The 23,907-nt window shown below is 39.9% G+C and carries 18 protein-coding genes and 1 pseudogene; 13 read left to right on the forward strand and 6 right to left on the reverse strand.

The annotated features are described in order from the left end of the window. Positions 1–432: 432 nt before the first annotated feature. The 4 genes and pseudogenes from N3A72_01840 to N3A72_01855 all read right to left on the reverse strand — a co-directional run bounded on the left by N3A72_01840 (position 433) and on the right by N3A72_01855 (position 5,292). Positions 433–531 (reverse strand): annotated as a pseudogene (locus N3A72_01840) (prepilin-type N-terminal cleavage/methylation domain-containing protein). A 75-nt stretch (positions 532–606) separates the two neighbouring features. Beyond that, positions 607–2,049, reverse strand: a complete 1,443-nt coding sequence (locus N3A72_01845; protein ID MCX7918351.1) for an NAD-dependent malic enzyme — start codon at positions 2,047–2,049, stop codon at positions 607–609. Positions 2,050–2,138: 89 nt separating this feature from the next. Then, a complete protein-coding gene (locus tag N3A72_01850; protein MCX7918352.1) occupies positions 2,139–3,932 on the reverse strand; it encodes a hypothetical protein in 1,794 nt (597 codons plus the stop codon). A 136-nt stretch (positions 3,933–4,068) separates the two neighbouring features. Further along, positions 4,069–5,292, reverse strand: coding sequence for a DegT/DnrJ/EryC1/StrS family aminotransferase (locus N3A72_01855; GenBank protein ID MCX7918353.1), 1,224 nt, complete (start codon positions 5,290–5,292; stop codon positions 4,069–4,071). Positions 5,293–5,723: 431 nt separating this feature from the next. Between N3A72_01855 and N3A72_01860 the strand changes: the two genes are divergently transcribed. The 9 genes from N3A72_01860 (at position 5,724) to gatC (ending at position 11,932) form a co-directional block, all read left to right on the forward strand. Then, the gene (locus N3A72_01860) at positions 5,724–6,362 is read left to right on the forward strand and encodes a cyclase family protein (GenBank protein MCX7918354.1); all 639 of its coding nucleotides are present in this window, start codon (positions 5,724–5,726) and stop codon (positions 6,360–6,362) included. Between the two features lie 123 nt (positions 6,363–6,485). Continuing rightward, positions 6,486–6,881: an Asp23/Gls24 family envelope stress response protein gene (locus tag N3A72_01865; GenBank protein ID MCX7918355.1), complete on the forward strand. Its 396-nt coding sequence runs from the start codon at positions 6,486–6,488 to the stop codon at positions 6,879–6,881. A gap of 62 nt (positions 6,882–6,943) precedes the next feature. Beyond that, positions 6,944–7,546: an alkaline shock response membrane anchor protein AmaP gene (amaP, locus tag N3A72_01870; protein MCX7918356.1), complete on the forward strand. Its 603-nt coding sequence runs from the start codon at positions 6,944–6,946 to the stop codon at positions 7,544–7,546. 139 nt (positions 7,547–7,685) lie between these two features. Next, entirely contained in the window at positions 7,686–7,904 is a 219-nt protein-coding gene (locus tag N3A72_01875) for a DUF2273 domain-containing protein (GenBank protein ID MCX7918357.1), read from the forward strand. A gap of 128 nt (positions 7,905–8,032) precedes the next feature. Beyond that, a complete protein-coding gene (locus N3A72_01880) occupies positions 8,033–8,605 on the forward strand; it encodes an SIS domain-containing protein (protein MCX7918358.1) in 573 nt (190 codons plus the stop codon). Between the two features lie 26 nt (positions 8,606–8,631). Continuing rightward, positions 8,632–9,117 carry a D-glycero-beta-D-manno-heptose 1-phosphate adenylyltransferase gene (gene rfaE2 / locus N3A72_01885; protein MCX7918359.1) on the forward strand — a complete coding sequence of 162 codons (486 nt, stop codon included), beginning with the start codon at positions 8,632–8,634 and terminating at the stop codon, positions 9,115–9,117. 84 nt (positions 9,118–9,201) lie between these two features. Next, positions 9,202–11,220, forward strand: a complete 2,019-nt coding sequence (locus N3A72_01890; GenBank protein ID MCX7918360.1) for a UvrD-helicase domain-containing protein — start codon at positions 9,202–9,204, stop codon at positions 11,218–11,220. Next, positions 11,201–11,560 (forward strand): hypothetical protein, encoded by a 360-nt coding sequence (locus N3A72_01895; GenBank protein MCX7918361.1) that lies wholly within the window; start codon positions 11,201–11,203, stop codon positions 11,558–11,560. Before N3A72_01890 ends, N3A72_01895 begins: the two co-directional genes overlap by 20 nt. 84 nt (positions 11,561–11,644) lie before the next feature. Continuing rightward, positions 11,645–11,932: an Asp-tRNA(Asn)/Glu-tRNA(Gln) amidotransferase subunit GatC gene (gene gatC, locus N3A72_01900; GenBank protein MCX7918362.1), complete on the forward strand. Its 288-nt coding sequence runs from the start codon at positions 11,645–11,647 to the stop codon at positions 11,930–11,932. Positions 11,933–11,960: 28 nt separating this feature from the next. Here the strand turns inward: gatC and N3A72_01905 are convergent, their stop codons facing one another. Both N3A72_01905 and N3A72_01910 read right to left on the reverse strand, forming a co-directional pair. Continuing rightward, positions 11,961–13,760, reverse strand: a complete 1,800-nt coding sequence (locus N3A72_01905; protein MCX7918363.1) for a tetratricopeptide repeat protein — start codon at positions 13,758–13,760, stop codon at positions 11,961–11,963. A gap of 356 nt (positions 13,761–14,116) precedes the next feature. Then, positions 14,117–16,435, reverse strand: coding sequence for a heavy metal translocating P-type ATPase (locus tag N3A72_01910; GenBank protein ID MCX7918364.1), 2,319 nt, complete (start codon positions 16,433–16,435; stop codon positions 14,117–14,119). A 151-nt stretch (positions 16,436–16,586) separates the two neighbouring features. On the opposite strand from N3A72_01910, the gene N3A72_01915 reads away from it, so the two are divergent. From N3A72_01915 to N3A72_01930, 4 genes are all read left to right on the forward strand, one after another. Beyond that, positions 16,587–17,846 carry a DUF2029 domain-containing protein gene (locus tag N3A72_01915; GenBank protein ID MCX7918365.1) on the forward strand — a complete coding sequence of 420 codons (1,260 nt, stop codon included), beginning with the start codon at positions 16,587–16,589 and terminating at the stop codon, positions 17,844–17,846. 81 nt (positions 17,847–17,927) lie between these two features. Next, positions 17,928–19,061, forward strand: coding sequence for a DUF2029 domain-containing protein (locus N3A72_01920; GenBank protein ID MCX7918366.1), 1,134 nt, complete (start codon positions 17,928–17,930; stop codon positions 19,059–19,061). After that, positions 19,055–20,896, forward strand: coding sequence for a glycosyltransferase family 39 protein (locus N3A72_01925; protein ID MCX7918367.1), 1,842 nt, complete (start codon positions 19,055–19,057; stop codon positions 20,894–20,896). Before N3A72_01920 ends, N3A72_01925 begins: the two co-directional genes overlap by 7 nt. Before the next feature lie 78 nt (positions 20,897–20,974). Next, positions 20,975–23,773 carry a YfhO family protein gene (locus tag N3A72_01930; GenBank protein MCX7918368.1) on the forward strand — a complete coding sequence of 933 codons (2,799 nt, stop codon included), beginning with the start codon at positions 20,975–20,977 and terminating at the stop codon, positions 23,771–23,773. Positions 23,774–23,907: the final 134 nt, after the last annotated feature.

Genomic DNA, 23,907 nt, shown 5'->3' on the forward strand with positions numbered 1-23,907 from the left:
ATCATTGGGGATAATATATGAACTCCAGATGCCATCAGGTCCCCGTGACCGTAACGCCCAATACGAAGCATGCCAGATTATGGCAAACGGTCCCGGTCCATCTGCTGCTAACGAATACGACGATTCTCCCGGTCCAACAAATCGTTCCCAACAATAGAGGAAATACCCAATACCTGAAGTAGCTGCTTGGCCGCCACTACCGACAAACCGAAATGGGTCTTGAGGTACAGAGGTAATATAAGCAACTGGCGTAGTTAGTACATCAAACCGATTCGAACCGTAAGCATCGTCACCAAAAACTCCATTTTGATTGTATGGACTTCTATATATTGGATAGGTATTTCCATCAACATAATACGCTTCAACCGCAGTAGCTAACGTTTTAAATTCTGCTTTTAGCTTAGAAACTTTTGACCGGGTTTGTGCAGCTAAAAAGTTCGGAATTGCGATTGCTGCGAGAATCGCGATAATTGCAACGACTATCAAGAGCTCAATTAGCGTAAATCCCTTATTCGATAATCGGTTTACCATCATATTGTTGTTCACCTCGCTTTCTTACAAAGTGTTCATAGCTCACTTTAACTTATTAACGCACATTTATTAGCCTTATGAGTTTGGTTGTATAGTTAGTTTTTTAAACATACTTTGTCTTCTACGCGCCACCCCGGTTTTATAGGCAGCCGCTGCAACCGCTGCAGATACGGAAGAAACAACTTCCTTGTTAAAAATACTCGGAATGATATATTCTTCGTTTAATTCTTTTTTGGTTACCACTGCTGCTATCGCATGTGCTGCTGCAAGTTTCATTGCTTCGTTAATCTCAGATGCCCGGGTATCTAAGGCTCCTCGAAATATACCGGGGAATCCGAGTGCATTGTTTATTTGGTTAGGATAATCACTTCGACCAGTTGCCATAACTTTAACATGGGGAGCCGCTTCTTCCCAAGAAATTTCTGGAACCGGATTAGATAATGCAAATACTATCGGGTTCTTCGCCATTTTTTTAATATGATGCACTTTTAATATCCCAGGCGCTGAAACCCCTAAAAATAAATCCGCTCCTTGAATCGCTTTCGCTAAATCACCTTTAACCATTTTCGGGTTGGTTCGTTCAGCTAACCATTGTTTCACCGGGTTCATGTTTTCTTTTCTACCTTTATACAATGTTCCGGTAGTATCTACTCCGATAATTTCTGGTATACCGACTTGCATGAATATTTTCGCACAAGCTATTCCAGCGGCACCTAATCCAGAAATGACAACTTTTAATTGCTGCATTCGTTTCCCAACAATTTTTAAAGCGTTAATTAATGCAGCTAATACTACCACAGCGGTTCCATGTTGGTCATCGTGAAAAACAGGAATATCAAGCTGTTCTTTTAACCGCTGTTCTATTTCGAAACACCGTGGAGCAGAAATATCTTCTAAATTGATCCCTCCAAATCCAGGCGCGATATGTTTCACGGTCGCTACAATTTCTCCGGTATCTTTTGTGTCCAAACAAAGTGGAAATGCATCGATATTAGCAAACTCTTTAAATATCATCGCTTTCCCTTCCATAACCGGCATCGCTGCTTTCGGACCTATATCACCTAAACCCAGAACAGCCGTCCCATCAGTGACTATCGCTACTGAATTCATTTTTATGGTTAACGACATCGCTTTTTTCGGGTCTTCTTGAATCGCTTTACAAACTCGCGCTACGCCCGGCGTATATGCCATAGATAAGGCATCCCGTGTATTCAATGGTATCTTATTCGCAATTTGAATTTTACCACCGAGATGAATTAGAAATACCCGGTCGGAAACATTGAGAACTTTTACTCCTTTAATCTGTTTCACAGCTTCAACTATTTGTTGCGCATGTTCTTCATTTCCAGCGTTTACCGTTAAATCGCGGATAATAATATTTTTATTCACACTGACGATATCAACACTACCCATATCACCACCAGCAGCACCTATTGCCGAGGTGATTTTCCCGAGCATCCCGATTCGATTTTGGATTTCTAATCGCAGGGTTATACTGTATCCTGGACTAGGAGTAATTTTCTTCACGATACTCAGATTCCTTTTAGAGACGTTATTAAAAGAAGGAAGGGAGAGTATTAACTCCCTTCCTAGATTATCACTTTACTTTAATATGTTTCTGTTTCAAATCGCGATAATTCCACTGGAACAGGTTGAACATTTGTACTACCTATGTATTGCTCATCGCATCCTGGCCAAGGAGTCGAACTATGACGGGTTTGACCATCAATGTCAGTCGTTACAGAAATTGGACTAGGCGTTAAATTCGTTGTTCCGGCTCTCAGAGGAAATGCACTACCACCAACAAAACGCAGGTTTGTGGTTGAAATCCAACTACCCGGAGCGGTTGTAAGTGGGTCAATAGATTGACTGTTTTGGTCTCCGGTCAAATTACCTGCTGCTGCTAGTGCGGTTGTCCAAGCAGCTAAGGTAGTATAATTAGTGCTACCTAATCTGCCGAGGTTGGCTCCGTTTAGATTGATGTAATTGTTATAATCGTAGCCATAAAGGTTACTCGCAGTAGTAGCGTTTCCTAAGATAATGCAGTGTCCACCAGGTTGCGCCATTCGAACAATATTATTCTTAATGGTTCGAGCGCCAGTAGGAGCAGTTTTAATCAACCCGATACCAAAACAACTATTGGATGAAACTGTAATCCCTAGATTCTCTTGCGAGTCTATACTAATCGAGTTGTACATAATATGATACTTACTCGATGCATGTGCAGCATTAAACGCTACAATACCGCGTATACCAGCATTCTGCGGAGTCGTGGTTACAGGATTGACATATTTCAAACCCGAAATCATGTTGTTGTAAACATAGGCTTCAAGTGCAGTCGGACTAGCTGAGGAAGAAAGATCAATCCCTGTTGGACCAGTCGTAACACTTCCGGTTTGACTCGATGACTCAACCTTGTCAATAACATTGTTTGCAATGGTTACTATCCCATTACCAGCAACATCATTTATCGCTATTCCTATCGGAGTAGCTGCGCTGGTCAACGTTTGTCTCACTCGGATGGTGTTATTGCTGATAGTAACATTATCATGGAAATTAACGTGAATACCACGTGCCCGCGCTTCAATCAAACAGTTTTTAATCGTGCACCCCGTCGGTTTGTTTGCATACGCTCCGCCACCGTGGATGCCTAACTGGATTGCATAACATACCGAACCACCTGCTCCACCAGGAGTACCAGTTGACATTACATAGCAGTTTTCAAGCAGGAAATCTTTTGGCGCTAACGATGATGTCGTTGAGTAATAGAGTAACGGCATAGTGGGTTGCCGACCACGTACGTTTACAACATAATGTGTTCCGGTAGGTAGAACCGCAGCGTTTATGAGATTACAGTTTCTTACCTGTACATTAGTACATGCGCCGTATACTGCTAATATTACCGGAAATGCTCCAGCAACAAGGTCAGGCGAATTGACTACGGTTAAACTACGGTCGGTTCCCCCCGCAGTAGTTGAACCATCAATAATAAAATTGTTCGTTGAAATTGCCGTAGAATCCATCGCCCCGTAGAGCATATCGAGCTCTTGTAGACCAATAACCCAAGCGCCGGATATACCAGCATTATCTAACGTTGTGGTAAACGATATTGTTAATGGTTTAGCCGGTTTAAACAATATCGTACTGGCATCAAGTACCCAATTACCAAAAGCAACATTTTTCGGTTCGTATAAATCATTCAGAATGGTTACGGTCCAGCTCCCGGTATTAGCAGTGGTATTGAAATCTTGGGCACACTCAAACAACGATGCATAATCACCACCAATGCCGATAGTCGAAGTACCTTGCCCTGCAGGTGGGTCGCTATATTTTTTTGCGAACCCAAAACTCGCACAGATACAAACTAATACTACTATACATATATATTTCATTAATTTCATCAACTCAAACTCACCTCCTTTCATTCTGGAAATGAAACTGTTGTACATCATGTCGTATAACTTCATTACTTTCCCTCCTTTCATTTATTGATATATTATTTATTGTATATCACTAAAAGTTACCATCGTCAATTATTTATGAACGTAATAGCTTATGTTGAATGCTCTCTATGGTATATACGATATCATCCATATCTTTTTTCGATCCTAACATAACCGTTTGAGGTAACCATATCGCTTCTTGTTTACAAGCTATTTCACAGTTCGGACAATATACTGCTCTATAATTGATTTTTTTTGCTGCCGCTGCATAGGAACCAAAATTCTGGTTTATAAATAACGGCTGTTTATATAATGGGATAGGATACCCAATACTTGCTGGTATACCATTTCTATTTAATATCGAAACGAACTCCTGTTTTGGAATATTATTGAAAAACTCTTTTTTGTACTTGAAAATGTATAAATGGTATGAATGTCGTGTTTCACCTATCCCTCGTTTTAATGGGACAATTCCCGGAATTTTACTCAACCGCTGGGTTAAATATAATCCATTCGTATCGCGTTGCTTAGTCTGTTTATCTAATCGGGTGAGTTGCGCTAATAATACTGCTCCCTGCCATTCAGTCATTCGATGGTTGCCACCTAAACGATAATGCGCATACCATGCTCGGCCTTCTTCTCGTCCGCAATTCACATAAGAACGGAGTAATTTAGCGTATGTTTTGTTGTTGGTGAGAATTATCCCTCCTTCACCAGCAGTCATATTCTTCGTTGATTGAAAACTGAATACGCCCATATCACCGAGGGCACCTAATTTTTTCCCTTTCCATTCTGCACCGTGTGCATGGCAGGCATCTTCGATCACGATTAAATTATGTTTTTTCGCAATTGCATTCAATCTATCCATATCCACGGGTAAACCCGCAAAATGAACTGGAATAATCGCTTTCGTTTTCTTTGTAATTGCGCGTTCAACTAAATCGAGATCGAGATTATACGTTTCTGGTTCGATATCAACAAAAATAGGAACCGCATTTACTTCTAAAACAGCAGTTGCTGTTGCGAGAAAGGTATATGGCGGTACTATAACTTCATCGCCTGCTTGAATATTTGCGGCTTGTAATGCTATTCTTAGCCCGCTAGTTCCATTCGTAACAGCAATACCATATTGTGCCCCATGATATTTTGCGAATTTCTGTTCGAACATCTGAACAAAATTACCATTTAAACATCCCCATTTTTTTGAGGTTAAAACTGCCAATAATCCTTTTTTTTCTTGACTATCGTAAATCGGCCAATCAGTAACTTCATTTTTCTGCATTATTTTTCCATTGTATATAAATTGGTTCCTATTCATAATATAATCTGTTCTCCTCTTATATGCTTTTTTCTCAATCGAACAGCATAAAACTTATTAACGCAAAAGTTATTTAACTATACAAATAAATTAAATATAATTTTAAACTTATTATCGTATTAGATATTTTATAGCACATTTCTACTACCTTTGTCAACTTTTTTTTATTTATATTTCACGAGATGCAAAAGCGAATTGGTAACTCTTTTCTTTTAGAAAATTTTTTATTTACCTTGTTGCATTGCCGTTATTTTGGATGATGATTCCCGTTGAGTTAATAAATTAAACAGTGTTTGTAAGATTGACGATAGACAAATTCTCAATAGTTAGTTATACTATATTATTAGTTTATTGTCATTAAAATAAAACTAAAAAATTGTTAATTTGTAATCGTTATAATCTATTAAACTATTATTAAGGTAATACGGCTTATGGCATGGATTGATATAACCGGTCCGATTCAGGAAGGAATGTGGAATTATGGACCACATTTACCGGAAATTACCATAAAAAAAATTGAAGCAATAGAACAGGGTAAGCACGATATATATGCTTTTTGTTTAACCTCTCTTACTGCAACCTATTTGGAAACTGCTGCCCATTATTTTAAAGGAGAACGTAGTATTGACCAATTACATCCTGAAGACTTTATTTTAGATGCGAATATCATTAAACTTAAACCGAAAGGATTTCAGGAAGCTATTTTAGTTGAAGAACTTAGACCTTACACTGAAAAAATTAAACCGAACAGTGCTCTATTAATTTCTACCGGTTGGGAAGATAAATGGAACAACCCTGATTTTGTTATCGGGAGTCCTTATTTCACGCCGGAAGCGATGCAGTGGGTGGTCGACCGGAAAATATCATTACTCGGGGCAGATATCCCCTGTTACGACAATCAGAAAAATTCCGTTAGAGTAAATAGTCTCCTATTCAAATCCGGTGCTTTAATATTAGCTCCGTTAGTGAATCTAAAAAATATACCGAAAGATTCGGCGAAACTCTATGCTTTCCCTTTAAAAATCGTCGGTGTATGCGCAACTCCCTGTCGAGCACTACTCGAACTTTAAAATCTGAATGCGAGTATACCTGATTTTGTTTAGCGACATTTTTTCTTCTAACACTTGACAAAGTTTGCGGTATCAACTTATGATTTATAGGTTGAGAGCGAAAGTATCATCAGGTTGATAATTATGGTTACTGTTGAAAATAGAAGAAATGAACTTGGTGCGGTACGTATCCAGAATGAAGTGGTTGGAACGATTGCTGGAATTGCCGCTAGTGAAGTGAGTGGCGTGCTTGGATTGGGAGGAGGCTTTTCAATCGCTGAAGTATTCGGCAGAAAAAGTTTTAATAAAGGGATTAAGGTAGAAATTGCTAATGGTGAAGCGGCAATAGATTTATATATTACCGTTGAATATGGTCGGAATATTCCGGAAATTTCTTATCTGGTACAGCAGAATGTAAAACGGGCTATAGAAAATATGACCGGGCTATCTGTGGTCGAAGTGAATGTTAATATTGAAGGGGTTCAACCCAAAAAAGGGGGTACGCCTGAACCGGAAGTGGATTTTCGACATATTCGCTAAGGGGTTATTCGCGGATAGAAAAGGCGTGTTTGTATAAACAAAAATAGGGAAAGGAATACCCTATGGGGATGCGATTTATTCGGAGAACCGCAGCAACAATTTGTATTCTTTTAGTATTAAGCGTTGGCATTATCCTGACAGCAATTGCGATTCATTATTCTTTTGCTACGCAAGGGAGTATTGCGGTTGAAACCATCATCTCTCAGTACCTATTGATGCTAAAGCAAAATCCTAATACCCGCGTTGCGACTTTTTTAGCTGGGCTGGTTTTATTGCTCGTTAGTTTGATAACGCTCTACTTAGCGATTCGGGGAGATAGTCTTTCACCAACCATTGTGGTTAGAACCGAATCCGGAAACGTCATTGTATCTGCCTCTGCTATTGAAGATTTTATCCAGCGTCTTGGACGGACTATTGATGGAATTAAAGATTTACGACCGAATTTAATATTAACTAAAACCGGCTGGAAACTTGATGTACGGGTAACCATGTGGTCGGATAGCAGTATTCCGGAGTTACGCAAACGGATTGAAGACCAGATAAAGTTCCATATGCTCAATCTGATTGGGAGTGAAAAAATCCAACAGATTAATGTATATGTTGTGCGGATAGTTGATCGTGGACGTTTAACTAGGAGAAGTTCGGATATTGATTTTATTACCTAGGATAAAATCAATCATAAGCTCCAAACACCAATATCAAATACATCGAAACGAGTTTCAATGTATGATTAGATTTGGCTATAACGGGTAACATTTAGAACTTGGATTTTGATATTGGGATTTAATCTTGGGAGAAATGGATATGTGGGATGTAATTCTATCGTTTCTTGAACGACGACCGAGAACAGTTATCGGATTGATAATAGGTTTTATCATCGGGCTTCTCTTAGTTACCCTACATTTTTGGAAAACTGTGTTGGTTATCGTCTGTGTTACTATCGGGTATTGTATTGGAAAATATTTAGATACCCGAAAAGACTGGGGAGAAATTCTCGATCGTTTATTTACGCAAAAACCATAAAAAATATATTGTAGCGATAGATAACGGAATTTATTCTGGAATCAAATTTACTTCGCGGGGTTACCTCAAGGTATTAGTATATCCTACCTCGCAATCTTAAACCAAACCTACTAAATTCTGGCTCGCTTATGAACGCAAGAATCAAACAACGAATTCAAGAAGGTATTGAGATTAAAACGTTATTGCTCGATGATGGGATTGTAAACAATATTGCACAGATTATAACGGAAATCATTGCAACTTATCATCGTGGAGGGAAAGTTATTTTATTTGGAAATGGCGGGAGTGCCGCCGATGCGCAGCATATTGCCGCGGAATTCGTCGGTCGGTTTATGAAAGAAAGAAAAGGTTTACCTGCAATTGCGTTAACCGTTAATACTTCTATTGTAACTGGAGTAGCCAATGATTATGGATACGAGCAAGTATTCGTTCGTCAACTTGAAGCGCTCGCAACCCAACAAGACCTGGTTATCGCCATCAGCACCAGTGGTAATGCAGCGAATGTAAATCGAGCGGTTGAATTTGCTAAATCTATGGGATTAAAAACTGTCGGATTAACCGGTGGTACCGGCGGAACCTTAGCAACGCTTGTTGATATTAGCGTGATTATACCAACCGCAATTACTCCACGAATTCAGGAAGCTCATATTACGCTAGGTCATATCATCTGTGAATTGGTCGAGGAAGAACTATTTAAATAGACTTTAGGTTGTTATCAAAGATTCTTATGAACCGTGATACTCGCACAAAAATTATCGCGCGCGAAAATCTCAAACCGATTATTGTACAACTACAACAACAAGGGGAAAAAATCGTTTTTACTAACGGTTGTTTCGACATAATCCATATCGGTCATGTGCGGTTACTACAGCAAGCGCGGCAGCTAGGAGATAAACTTATCGTAGCTATTAACACGGATGAATCGGTGCAAGAATTGAAAGGGAGTACGCGGCCGATTCTCGGTCAACAGGATCGAGCCGAAATGCTTGCAGCGTTAGAATGTGTCGATTATGTAACGTTTTTTCAAGAAACGATTCCATTAGCTACCATACTTCTTTTACGGCCGGACGTATTAGTGAAAGGCGGAGATTATACGTTAGACGAAATCGTAGGGTATAAAGAAGTGTTAGCGTATGGTGGTAAGGTTTTCACCATTCCATTAGTTCAAGGGTTTTCGACAACAACACTCATTGAAAAAATTAAGCGATTGTAATGCGAGTAACAATGGTATTGTTGTATACCACCGAACCCGTTCTACATTCTATAGAACGGGTTTATTATTTCGCAGTATCCACCTATGCATAATTTACTGAAAGATTTAAATCCACAACAGCGAGAAGCGGTAACCTATCTAGAGGGTCCGCTATTAGTTCTCGCTGGCGCTGGAAGTGGGAAAACTCGCGTTATCACCTATCGAATCGGGTATCTCATTGAACAGAACATTGTTCGTCCGGCAGAATTGCTTGCGGTTACGTTTACGAACAAAGCAGCCGATGAAATGAAATCACGGGTTGCGCATCTACTAGGCACAGATTTACCGCGAATGTGGATTAGTACTTTTCACAGCGCTTGTGTTCGCATATTACGGCGGCATATTCATCTACTCGGTTATACTCCTGAATTTAGCATTTATGACACTGATGACCAATTATCACTCATCCGAGATTGTTTTGATGAACTCGGGTATGATACGAAACAACTCAATCCGCGAGCAGTACTCGGAGAGATTTCACGGGCAAAAAATAAACTGATTCCACCGGAAAATTTTTATGATGGGAAAGATGATTTTTTTCTCAACCTAGTTAAAAATATCTATGTGAAATATCAAGACCATCTCAAGAAAAACGATGCGGTCGATTTCGATGATTTACTGAGTTTAACCGTGCAATTGTTTGAACGGTTCCCCGAAGTGCTGCGTAGATATCAAGACCAATTTCGTCATATTTTAGTTGATGAATATCAAGATACCAATCACGCACAATATGTTTTGATAAAGAAACTAGCTGAACCACAACGGCAGATCTGTGTGGTTGGTGATGATGACCAGAGTATTTACGGGTGGCGTGGTGCAGATATTCGAAATATTCTTAATTTCGAAAAAGATTATCCAGAAGTTAAAGTAATTATGCTCGAGCAGAACTATCGGTCAACACCCCAAATACTTGCAGCAGCGAATCGGCTCATTAGCAAAAATCCACGGCGGCATAGGAAAGTATTAAAAACGACGCGCCAGTCCGGAGCACAACCTGAATTTTTCTACGCACCGGATGAACTCACCGAGTCTGATTGGGTTTGCCAGCAATTGCTAAACTGGAAAAACCAGGGGAAAAGGAAATGGCGTCAGGTAGCAATTTTTTATCGTACCCATGCCCAATCCCGTGTATTGGAAGATATGCTTCGCCGGGCTCGAATTCCCTATACCATCGTTAGTGGTATCCGATTCTATGAACGAAAAGAAATTAAGGATATTATCGCATATCTACGTCTCTTAATCAATCCAGCAGATGAAATCGCGTTAGAACGAATCATTAATGTTCCCGGTCGAGGGATTGGAAATAGCACGATTACCCGGTTGAAACAGTTCGCCGCAGAGAAGCAGATATCGCTGTATTACGTGTTAGAACATATCAAAGATATTCCCTCTCTTCATTCGGGAGTGAGAAGTAAAATTATTCATTTTGTTACACTTATTGAATCATTCCGCAATGCGATGGATAACCTACCAGTCCATGATTTGGTTAAAACCATTATTGACCGCCTCGATTATTTTGAGTATTTAAAATCATTCGATCCGGAAGATGGCGAATCACGGATTGAGAATGTGAAAGAATTAGTTTCTGCAGTAACCGAATTTGAGCTCCGTAGCGAAGATAAAACCTTAGCTGCGTTTCTCAATGAAGTTTCACTACTAACCAATATGGATATTCATACAGAAGCTACGGATGCGGTTCAATTGATGACACTGCATAGTGCTAAAGGACTTGAATTCCCGCTCGTGTTCATGATTGGAATGGAGGAGAATTTATTTCCCTGTGTTCGCGACGAAGACCATCTCGAGTTCACCGATGAAATTGAGGAAGAACGTCGGCTGTGTTATGTCGGGTTAACGCGCGCAAAAGAACAGGTGATATTAACCGCAGCAAGTTCACGTCGCCAGTATGGCCAGATTGTTTATAATCCTCCGTCTCGTTTTTTAGTTGAAATTAATCCCGAATGGCAAAAAAAGTTCTATCCACTATCCAAAATAGCACCTTCTATGGCAAAATATTATAGCAATACTAATTGGAGGTATACCTATGGTTTCCGAAAATTCTGAACATATCGTTGAATTCAATATCAATGATAAAGTTGAACATCCCAAATGGGGATTAGGCGTGGTTATGCATCGGAGCGGTTCCGAAGATAAAGCCAAGGTTGTTGTTCAATTTTATAAAGAAGAAAAACTAAAAACTTTGATGGTTAAATATGCGAAATTGAAAAAAGTTGCTTCCGGTACGCCACCGAAACCTGTTCATAAACCGATTATTGAAGAAGAACTTGAAGAATCGCATACTGAACTGGATATGGTGCCGCATGTTGAACATTTAACAGGTATTTCCCATACGGATGAAGATGAAAACGTTGAAGAAATTCAAGAAGAGGAAGATGAAGCGTAATTTGAGGTTAGAAGTGAAAAGGATAGGTTTAGGTAATCGTTAAAATGTCGAATGTTAATTTTATCCGCTATTGAGGTGAGAATTATGTCGGTATCGATTCAAGATGTAGAACATATAGCGCAATTAGCACGATTGAAATTAACCGAATCAGAAAAACTTGAGTTTCAAAAAGATTTAAACCAGATTTTAACCTATGTCGAAAAAATAAACGAACTGGATACATCGGAAGTAGAACCAACCTCACATGTGATAGCGCTACGGAATGTTTTTCGCGAAGATATCATGCACCCATCTCCTGAAAGGCAAGAGATGTTGAAAAATGCACCTGAGGAACATGATGGATTTTTTAAAGTTCCATCAGTGCTGGAGTAGGCATAAATTTTCGGCTTATCTAAACTGGTTATTTCTTTTCTTTCAATGTCAATTTGACTTCTTCTATCCAAGAGTTGACTTGCGGATCACGACCGCCAACTTTTAAAAATTGCTCATAGTTTTGGAGTGCTTTGGGATAATCCTGATATACTTGATGGTAAAGAATTCCTAACCCTTGATACGGTTCAGCGAGATTTGGATTTATCGCCGTCGCTTTACTATAAGCTTCAATTGCAAATTCATAGTTTTTCTTATACCGATACGCTTTTCCCATTTCCGCATATGCTTCGGCATAGTCTGGTTTATATTTTAATGCATCCTGAAAATTGCCAATCGCATTCGAATAATATCCTTCAGCAATGTTAATTTGTCCTAATGCAAAATGCGCAATTGGATTCTGTGGATTTGCCTGAAGGACAATTTCAAATTCTTTTCGTGCGAGGTCATATTGTTTAAACTGCCGATATAAAATTGTCCCGAGCGCTAGATGCGCCTGAATTTCATCCGGTCGAATCTCAGTCGCCCGACGATAATGCGTTATCGCTTCATCATACTTCTGCATCCCTTCAAATGTCATTGCTATTCCATAGTGAGCAGGATAATAGTTCGGTTCGAGTTCGAGCGCTTTGTAATAGTTTTTGGTGGCGTCAGAATACATTCCACGATAGCGATATGTATCTGCTAGCGAAGTCCAGATTGCACTATCACTCGGCGCTAATTCTGTCGCCCGCTGGTATCGTTTTATCGCTTCCGCAAATCGTTGCAATTTAACGTTCGTATCGCCCAGTAGACGATGAATTTCAGTCCGATTCGGTTCAAGCTGTACAGCTTTTTCTAGCATAGATAAGGCAGAGTCAAAGTTATTCTGTTTATATTGAATCGCGCCAAGTTCGTAATATGCTAAACCGAATTCCGGACGATATATCAGCGCTTCACTAAAATAATAGACAGCGGTATCGAAAGCATTGAGTGTGACCGCATTTCTTCCAAGCTCGAGATAAGCAGCTGCAATTTGTTTGGTTAAAACTTGTTTAACCGCATCGCTGGTTTCCTGGCTTAATACCTGTTTATAATCTGCTATCGATTCGTTAAATTTGCCGAGCCGAAAATAAGCTTCAGCTCGTTGCCATAACGCACTCCGATTGTTGGGCTGGAGTTGCAGCCCGTATGTGAATTGTTCAACCGCATCTTGTTCACGTTGGGCTAGAGTAAGATAAACACTGCCTAATGAAAAATATACTTCCGGATTAGTCCGGTCATATTCAATTGATTTCTGAAATGCAGAAATCGCTTCTGCTTTGCTGATATGGTCAAGTTTGTATTTTCCGAGCTGATAGTAGGTCTGGGCAAGTTTTTTCCGTGCTGCGTCCATTAAGACCGGATTCGGATTCTTAGCATAAATCTCTTGATAAAAAGCGATCGCTTCTTTAAATCGCCCTTGTTGAACCATTTTTTCTCCATCGCTAAAGTAGGGTGCAAGGCGTTCCCATTTGAGTTGGTCGAGTTTCGCAGAGATAGTTTTCAATTTTTCATTCGCTTCCGTTGAATTTGGATTGAGTTGTAACGCTAAGGCATATTGCGTTGTCGCCTTATCCAATTCACCTTTTTCAACCGCTAAATCTCCTGCGCGAATATAATTTGCTTCAGGTGTTTCCTTTTCGATAGCAACAATAGAACTTAGTGGTAAAGAGATAACCCCGACATTTGTTCGAAACTGGATAAAGGTACTATCTTGCGCAATAATTACTCCAGATAGCGATGAGCCGGATTTAAGTTTAATAATATCTGCTTGAACCGCTGTACTGATGCATAGATATAGAAATATCACGCAGATTCTGAGCACTGTGTTTCTTTGGTTGTATCTGAACATGTTTTGTCCCATAAAACCAGCAATAAAAAATTGACCGGAAAAATCTATCAACCAGCTTGTGCCTAGGATTTCGTGTACAATTATCCTGTATGTATTTTCAGGCTAGAAAAGCTGAGTATATTATGAAATCTATTAAAACTTGCTAGGTTAATAAAACGTATATTTCTCTTGTTAGTATATATTTATAGCACAATTTGCTGGGATTAACCAAGCAAATTGAGTAAAATTTGGTGAGAGATAGTTATTTTATGTTCATTTCCTTCGTAGATACGACTGGATATTTCAATGAATGGAAGATTTACACTTCATTCGGTTCAAATTCCAGGGTCTGGAGTTTGAGCCCGAAATTTTCGTAAACGGAGCGAATTGGTAATCACTGATACTGAGGAGAACGCCATCGCTGCTGCTGCGTAGATAGGGTTGAGTAGGATTCCGAAAAATGGGTAGAGAACCCCTGCGGCAATAGGGATTCCGATAAGATTGTAGATAAACGCCCAGAATAGATTTTGCTTAATCGTTTTCATGGTTTCTCGGGATAACTGTATAGCTATTGGAACACTTTTCAAGTCATTTGTAATCAGGGTTATATCCGCAGATTCGATTGCGATATCAGAGCCGGAACTAAGTGCGAGTCCGATATCCGCTTGAGTTAACGCCGGTGCATCGTTTATCCCATCGCCAACAAACGCAACGATATGTCCCTGCTGTTGTAAGTGTTTAATTTCGTTTGCTTTTTCTTGTGGAAGCACTTCTGCAATAATCCGATTCATCCCGAGTTGGTTTGCGATTGCCGTAGCAGTTTTTTGATTGTCTCCGGTAAGCAGGATAGTGGTCAATCTGAGGGATTCCAGTTGTGCAATAACCTCTTTCGCAGTTGGTTTAAGAGTATCTGCCACCGCTATGATTCCAGCTGGTTTGCCATCAACAGCAATAACCATAATCGTTTTCCCCTGTGCTGATAAGTCATCAATAGCCTTGATGAATCGGGAACTACCATCGTCTGGACTCGACTCGAAAATCTTGATTTCATTTAACTCCATAAATTTTTTATTTCCAATTAATATTTTTCTTCCGTTCACTATCCCACTTAATCCCAACCCAGGGTCAACCTTGAATTCTGCCACTTCAACCGGTTTGATTCCCTGTTTAACAGCATATGTAACGATCGCATCGCTAATTGGATGTTCGGACGCATTCTCAAGTGATGCGACTAAAACCAGCAAATCCGTTTCCGGCGTTTGTAGGGATGGTGTCGTATTCGCATCGGTAGAACCGAAATTTACAACAAAATCAGTAACCTGTAACTTCCCTTGGGTAAGGGTTCCGGTTTTATCGAAAACTACGGTATCAATCTGCTGTGCTTTTTCCAAACTATCAATATTGCGGATTAAAATGCCGAGTTCCGCCCCTTTCCCGGTTCCAACGATAACCGCTGTTGGAGTAGCTAAACCCAGTGCACAAGGACAGGCAATGATTAATACTGAGACAAAATTCATGAGCGCAAATCCTAACGATGGTTTCGGACCCAATAATAACCATAACAGAAACGTTATGCTGGCAATGCTGATAACCAACGGAACGAAAATCCCGGCAACGCGATCCGCAAAACGTTGAATTGATGGTTTCTGCAATTGCGTTTGCTGAACGAGAGCAACGATTTGTGCGAGCATTGTTTCTTTTCCAACCTTGGTTGCACGAACTTTCAATACCCCGTGGATATTGATGGTTGCGCCGATAACCGCATCACCAACCTGTTTTTCAACTGGGATACTTTCTCCCGTTAGCATCGATTCATCTACGGCGGACGTTCCATCAATGATAATTCCATCAACAGGAATCTTTTCTCCTGGGCGAACTATGATAATATCACCAACTAGAATTTCATCAAGTGGAAGGTCTACTTCAGTTTCGTTGCGAATAACACGAGCGGATTTGGGTTGTAATGCGGTTAGTTTCCGAATCGCAGATGATGTTTGACGCTTCGCTCGCGATTCTAAAAGTTTTCCAAGCAAAATCAGGGTGATAATCGTAGCAGTAGTATCAAAATAGATATTGGCGCTAAGGTGCATCGAACCAGCTGAATGGCTCGGGTGAACATCAAATAGCGAATAAAAAGTTGCAATGGTGCTATATAAATAAGCGGAAACAGTGCCAACGGTAACTAGCGTATTCATATCAGCGGTTTTATGTTTCGTCGCTGACCAGAATCCACGAAGGAATGGGCTTCCTGCCCAGAAAAGAACCGGCGTGGTGAGCAGGAATAAGACCAGATTAATAACCTGATTCGGAATCGCTCGAAGCCCAGATATCATATGTGCCATACTACCGAGCATAATGATTGTGGTTAGAATGGCGCTGATAATAAACTTTTTTTTCACCCGCTTAAATTCTCGTTCTGGGGAATAGGTTTCGGGAGCGATATCAAATCCTGCTTCACGAATTGCCGCAATGAATTGGGGCAGACCGGTTTGGCTCGCATCATAGGTAATTGCTACTTGTTCGTTAGCAAAATTTACCACCGCTGATTTTACGCCGGGCAGTTCGGAAACGAACTTCTCGATACTCCGAGCGCAATGTGCGCAGGTCATACCAGCAACCGGAATAATAATCGATTGTATTGTTTTATTTTCCATAGCGAGTTGGAATGAGTGAATGATTTACTTTGATATGAAAAATAACCTCTATTTTGTTGAATTTCGAATTATATAATATACTACATTATAAAACCATCTCTATTTATTTTATTAGACGTTAAGTAGAATAGACCGATTCAGAAAGGGTTATATGCAATTACCAGTACGAGCTCCTTCAACGATTATCGAAACGTTGATTCAAAGAAAATATCTCCAGATATTAACCATCATTTTGGTATTAGTAACCGGTGCAAACTTTCTCTATCACGGTATTATTATACCTGGAACTCAACTGAATATGGATTTCCGGGTATATTATCGTTGGGCGGAGTTGTTTAGACTTGACGGGTGGTATCTCCGTGAGATTAAAACTCCAGAACCACATTTTTATTATCCGCCGTTCTGGGGAATGGTGTTACATCCGTTAACCTTTGTTTCGTATGACGTCGCTAAACTAATTTGGCAATGTATCAATGTATGTTTAGTAGCAGGTTTTATTCTTCTGACATTCCATTGGTTGAACGAGTTACATTATGAGAAGGTCAAACAACGATGGATTCAGTGGTTCCTCATAATCGTGGCGTTAGCATATGCGCCAGTATGCGATACCATCCGAGGTGGCCAGGTAAATTTACTTCTCCTACTCCTATTAAGTTTATCGTTCTATTTCTATCGAAAGGATAGGAAATGGTGGAGCGGAGTTCTGCTCGGCATTGCGAGTATGACGAAATTAGTTCCGATTTTGCTCATCGGATATTGGTTCTGGAAAAAGGAATATCAGATTATTATTGTAACCATATTAACCATCAGCATTGCTACGCTTTTCACTTTGCTACTCTACGGACCGGAGACGCATCTCGCATATATTAAAGGAAGTGCGATCTATTCGCGATATGTACTTGAACATTGGGACTATCAAGCAAATGTATCGTTCTATTCATTCCTACGTGAATTGCAATTGTTCGGCTTTCTCCCGAAAAATTTACCAGCAGTATTGGTTCACTATCTATTCGCTGGCGTTTGTTGTTTTCTATTGCTCCTTGTTGTTACAAGACAGAAACCATCATGGGTTCAACTAGGATTTGAATATTGCGCAGCGTTAACGCTTATTCCATTAATCTTATCGTATACTGAACCGCATCATTTTACTTGGCTTTTACTTGGGTATATTTTTGCTATTATCTATGCAGCGGAGTATACCTCATTACCGGCAAAAGGATTATTGGCTGTTTCCTGGTTGCTGGTTAACATTGGGTATGCGGTAGATGATTTAACTTCACTCGGTGGTAGTGTTATTGGAATGCGACATATCCATTTTCTAGGAATAGTGTTCCTCTATATAGCACTACTCCTAATTCTCGCTGAATTCAATCGAAAAAAGGTAAAAGAGAGAATTGACGAATCAATTTGAAATATGTACGAATTGCTCAATAGACCTTATATAAAGATTCTTTTCACGCTGATTCTCATATCTGTTGCCTATAATTTCGTTATGCAAGGGGTTTGGGAATCATATTCCCGAATTGGCATCGATTTCCAATACTATTATGAATTCGAAAAAAATATTGGTCGTTCGGATATTTGGTTTGTCTACCCGCCTTTTTTCTGGTTGTTGATGATTCCCTGGCGATTAATCCCATATCCAGTTGCAAAAAATATTTGGGTAAGTTTGAATCTAATTGTGCTTATTTTCATTTCGTGGTTTTCATTTCAATGGATACATAGTTCAAAAGGCGGTCAGCAGTCTGTAGACAACGGTCAGAGACGATATGGTTATAACGGTACACTTTATACAGCGGGTTTCGTTTTTATCTGTATTTATTATTTTTATCCACTGATTGTAACCCTACAAACAGGGCAGGTAAATTTAATGTTGCTAGCGATTCTTTTAGTTTGTTTATGGTTATATATCATTGGTAAAAAAACTGTAGCCGCAATATTGTTAGGTATCGCTGTGGCTATCAAATGGTTACCAGCATTACTATTGGTTTATTTCCTTCTTAAAAAAGAAAAAAAGTTTGTTGTGATATCCACTATTACGATCATAATCTTATGGCTATTGCCGCTTCCAATCTTCGGTTTGGAAAAAATCAGCCGATATTTCACTGCTACCCAACACCTAGCTACTCGGGTTTTTTCAGACTATCTTTTTCTGAATAATACTTCGCTATTAGCATTCTGGTGTGATACCAGCACTCGGTTATCGTTGCCAATATGGTTCGGGCAAGGATTCTATTATAGTTCGATATTCATAATTATCAGCATCTGGTTGTATATGACTTGGCAGCGGCGTTCCCATCGAGAGACCGGTCGTTTGATATTTGAATTCGTGTGGACAATAGCAACTGCTACGTTTTTACTTCCTTTTATCGAATTACATCATTTTACGCTTACTTTACCGCTCTATCTCGTGGGACTTACACTATCAGTTGTAAACCGTTCCTACATTGCATTCAGCATATTAATCATTTCTTGGATTTTGGTGAACCTCGGATTCCAACTTGGAGATGTGACTACTATCGGGCAGTCGAGTTATCTCTATCGTTACCTAAGTCTATTTGGCGTATTAATCGGTTGGGTAGCCGGATTGATAATTCAAGTTTCAATTAAAGATAAAATATGGTAGCGATTCTTATTTTTCTCTGGATAATACTTCTCACGTATTTTCTAGGTGAACGGCTCCTACGGTTATTCCAAATTCAGCCGAGTTCGTTTCCACTCAAATTTGCGTTCACTATCGGTTTAGGATTCGCACTCTTTGCATACCTGATGTTGTTCCTCGGTTTGATGTCCTGCCTTTACCCTTGGCTAATTGCTTTAATACTGATTGCGTTAACCGTTATTGTATTTTATACCAAACGCAGATCGAGTAGCGAAATCGTCCGAAATCGAACTCCGTTTTGGTTCTTCCAATCGTTCGTCGCTAAATCCATGCTCTTAATAGTTATGGTAGTTATAGCGCTCGTTAATATCCTTGGCGCGTTAACTCCGGAAGTTAGACACGATTCGCTGCAATATCATCAGACAATCCCGCATTATTTTCTGCTAGAACATCGGATAGCCGAAGTGCCATATACCATCTATTATACCTATGCGTTAAACGCAGAAATGATTTATACTCTTGCTCAAGCGTTAACCGGTGGCGATAGTATGCTTCCGAAACTATTGCATTGTTTCGCTGCGATATTAACCGCAATTGCCGTGTATGGTTTAGCGAAACGGTATTCCGATACTGCGCTGATTCCGTTATTATCCGCCGCGATTTTTTATACCCTCCCGCAAGTTGCGTGGATGAGCAGTTCCGCGTTTAATGAAAATTGGTGGATGTTATTTGGCATTCTTGCGATTATTGCATGGTTAGAATGGTATAACTCGAATCGGAAAGAATGGCTGATTCTATCAGCGTTATTCTGCGGATTCGGTATTGGAACCAAACTGATTGCCGTGCTCTTCTACCCACTGCTACTCGGATTCGCTAGTGTAGTAGTTCTCCTTCGAGAAAAACGCAATAAATTTTGGATTGTGTATTTTGTATTTTGGATGGTGTTACCGATAGCTCCTTGGCTAATTCGAAATTATCTTTATACCAATAATCCGATATATCCTTTATTATCAGGATATTTTAACAGTCCGTATCCGTATGATATTGCGGGACAGAATTTCGCTACAATTCGGTCGCTACCGCCGATGCGTTTTTCTGCTATCCTCGAGCGGATAAGAGATACGTTTATAGCGATTAATATCAATGGAAATGGCATACTAACCGCATTTTTTATCGTCTGCGTCCCGCTGTTGCTGATGAAACAGATACCGAAACAAATCAAATGGTTAACCGGTTATGGTTTAGTCGCTTGGCTAATGTATGCAGTGGTTGAAGGCGGAACCGATGGCAGGTTTATCTATCCGAGTTATCCGATACTCGCGATCACGATTGGATATGCGTTATCTTTAGCAATCGATAAAATTGCTAGCATGCAGCCAAGTTCGTTATTATTCCGGCCAACATGTATCGTTTTTATCCTCTGCGTGATTATGCTAGGAACATATATCCATCTGAAGATTGCATTCGTACAGGATTTCAAAGAATCTTGGTTACCGGTTTTGGGTAAACAGCATCGGGAACACTATTTAAGCGACCGAATCAAGATTTATCCGATGTTAGCATATATCAATCAAACTTTACCGCACGATGCGAAAGTTTTGCTTCCCAGCGGATATGCTGCGCTCTATTGCAATCGGCGATATCTCGCGCATAGCGAATTCGATATTTCGCCGCTGCATGATTTAATTATGCGCTATAATTCAGCTGACCGAATTTATAGCCAGTTGCGTGCTTGGTCAATAACGCATCTAGTTTTTCAGATTAGCCCAACCCGGAATTCGGTAATAAGTGAACTCCTTGCGAAATATAGTACGAAATTGAACGAAATTAACGGATTTGAAATATATTTGTTGCAATAGAAATGCTTGAGCACTTGGTTTTATTTCTTCTAGTCGAGGGTTAATTTCCCGAATTATCAAAAGTGCTGGAAAAATTTAATGAGAAAAGATTTAATCGGTTTAGTATTAATTTTATTTTCTGCTATTCTAATAAACTATCAACTGTTTATTGGCAATATCCCCTTTGATTTCGATAACCTAGCGTTCTACCATCCGCTTTTTTCTTTAGCGAAACATTCGCCAAGTATCCTTTGGGATCCGTATCAATTCAGCGGATTTCCTACTTTTGCGGAACCGCAGTTTGCTATGTTCTATCCATTACGCTGGTTGTTTAATCTGGTGAATGTCTTCACGGCAATGCCAATATTCTATATCATACATTATGTTCTTGGTTTGGTTTTTATGTATCTATTCCTGCGCTCGTTACCCCTAGGTAGAACCGCTGCAACTGGTGGTACGTTCTGTTACATTCACGGTAGTTATTTCCAAGCAAAAATGCTCATGAGTGGAACCTTGTTCTTCTCAATGGCATGGATACCATTGTTTATGTTATTTGCGATACGGGCAATAACTGGGAACATGCATATCCTTACTGATTCGGAGCAAACTCCGAATAATAAAACGGTAGCAAGCTACCGCAGTCCACATTTAAGGAATGCGATTTATGCCGGATTGGTGCTTGGAATCATCGCAGTAATCGGGTCACCGCACCATATGTTTTATCCGGTATTAGCAATGGTTATTTCCGTTCTTTTCTCTATCGGGTCGACTAAGTACCGAGAAACAAATACCAAGTTTCCAAAATGGTATTCAATCCTTTATCCATTCTTCCTTATTACTATAACCGTGTTAATTGGAGTCGGTATTGGAGCAATCCAACTTATCCCTGGGAACGAACTGTTTACGAGAAGCATTCGCGCGAATTTAACCTTTTCGCAAGTGGTCGAAACACCGCTGAAATCGCAGTGGATTCTCGCTTCGTTTCTTGGCGGCACGCAAACCCCAGAATTTTTAGATGCCTCTGCGTATTTCGGTGTTGCCGGATTGATGTTGATATTCTTTGCGTTTACGAAACGGAACATTGATACCCGTTATCTCTGGTTTTGGCTGACGACCGCTATCCTCGCAATACTTATAGCACGAGGACAATATGCACCGTTCTATCATATTTTTTATCATCTGCCATTTTTAAAATCATTGAGTTTTCCTTGCCGAAGTCTTGTCCTGTTAGCATTAGCCGGCGCTGTATTGACTGCATATGGAATCGAAACTGTTATGCAGGTTCAAATCCGATATCCGAAATCCGGAATCCGAAATTTCCAACTTCTTACTTCTTACTTCTTACTTCTAATTTCCATTATCGTTCTCGTGTATTTCTATTTCCGATTTGGCACTCTCCTGATCCAGACTTTACTGAATACCAAATGGGCTGACCCGCTGCTCTATCGCTGGGCAAATCTTTGTCTATTTACTTTATTAACTTCTTTTACGGTCATATTATTCTGGAAAAACCACATTGGGTTAAGAACATTTCAAATATTAATCCTCATTATTCTGTTTGCGGATTTATACCAATTCACTCCGCGTATCCAGAAACGGTTTATTAATGCTAAAGAATATTTATCTCCACCAGCTGCGGTGCAGTTTCTTCAACAGCAAATTAAAGCGCCAGTTCGAATTATCGGATTCCATTCTTCGCGCTTATATGCGATTGACCAGAATGATAATCGGTTTAAAGAATATCTCGCGCCGAAACTCGCGGAGTTATATCGCTTGCAGGATGCACATGGTTACGACCCGCTCATGCTCCAGAAGTATGTTACGGTTATGCAGCGACTCGCTGGTCGTTCACCAACGGAAGATCCCCAACGGATGGCAACAGTAGCAACCTGCACGCCACGATTTCTCAATTTGCTGAATATCGGTTATATTGTTGGAGAAGTAAATGAATTCAGCGTTCTTCGAAAACAAATTGTTCTCGCATCAGGTATTGAAACAACTCTATCGGTTTCGGTCGATACCCCATGTCTCGAATTAGGGTTAATCTCATTACTTGACCGGCATCTCAAGACGCCGCAGGGAACCCAAATCGGAACGATAACCATTACTGATTCGAAAGGAGTTAATGAAATCCTCCCAATACGAGCGGGAATCGAAACCGCTGACTGGCGGATAGAAACCACACCAGCCGCACATCGAATGCCACAACCCGCAATGACGTGGATTGGAAATCTTGCAGGAAAAGAATATACGCTCCATAATTTCTATACCCGATTAAAATTTACAAAACCGATTATTCCGAAAACAATTACCATATCACATTTACGAATTCCCGGAATTATAGTTGTTCAACATATAACGTTAATTAAACAGAATGACGAAAATCAGTTTACGAAACTTGCAGATTTCGGCGATGTAAGGATATATCAAAATAAGACGGTTTATCCGCGCGCATTTCTCGTTCATAAAATAGAAGTTATTCCAGACGAAGCAAAGCTCCTTGAGAAAATAGCAGCACCAACTGCTGATTTAAGATACACCGCCTATCTACAAGAACCGATTCCAGTTAGATTAAATTCGCATCAGCTAACACTTAAACCGGATACTGTTACGATAACGCGATTTTCTCCTAATCGAATAGAATTAGAAAGTGAAAGTGACCATAATAGTTTTTTGGTGTTAAGCGAAATCGATTATCCCGGTTGGCAGGCAACGGTTGATGGGAAACCGACTAAAATTTATACGACAAATTATATTCTGCGTGGCCTTTATTTGGAATCGGGAAAACATAGAATTGTCTTAACCTTTCGTCCTAAATCATTATTTTTCGGTGCTATTCTTTCCCTTACCACACTGGTCATATCGCTTCTCGGAATTAAATTAACTGCTAAAACTTGAGTTTATTAGTCAAGATTTAGTACCTAATCTATTCTTATACGCATTCATTTCCAAATTTGTATATATACCATTAATATTTAAAGAGTTAACTTGTATCTGAACGAATTTTTGCATGGGTGGAGTAGAGTGAGAAT

The organism is bacterium (genome assembly GCA_026416715.1).
Classification (GTDB): Bacteria; UBP4; UBA4092; order JAOAEQ01; family JAOAEQ01; genus JAOAEQ01.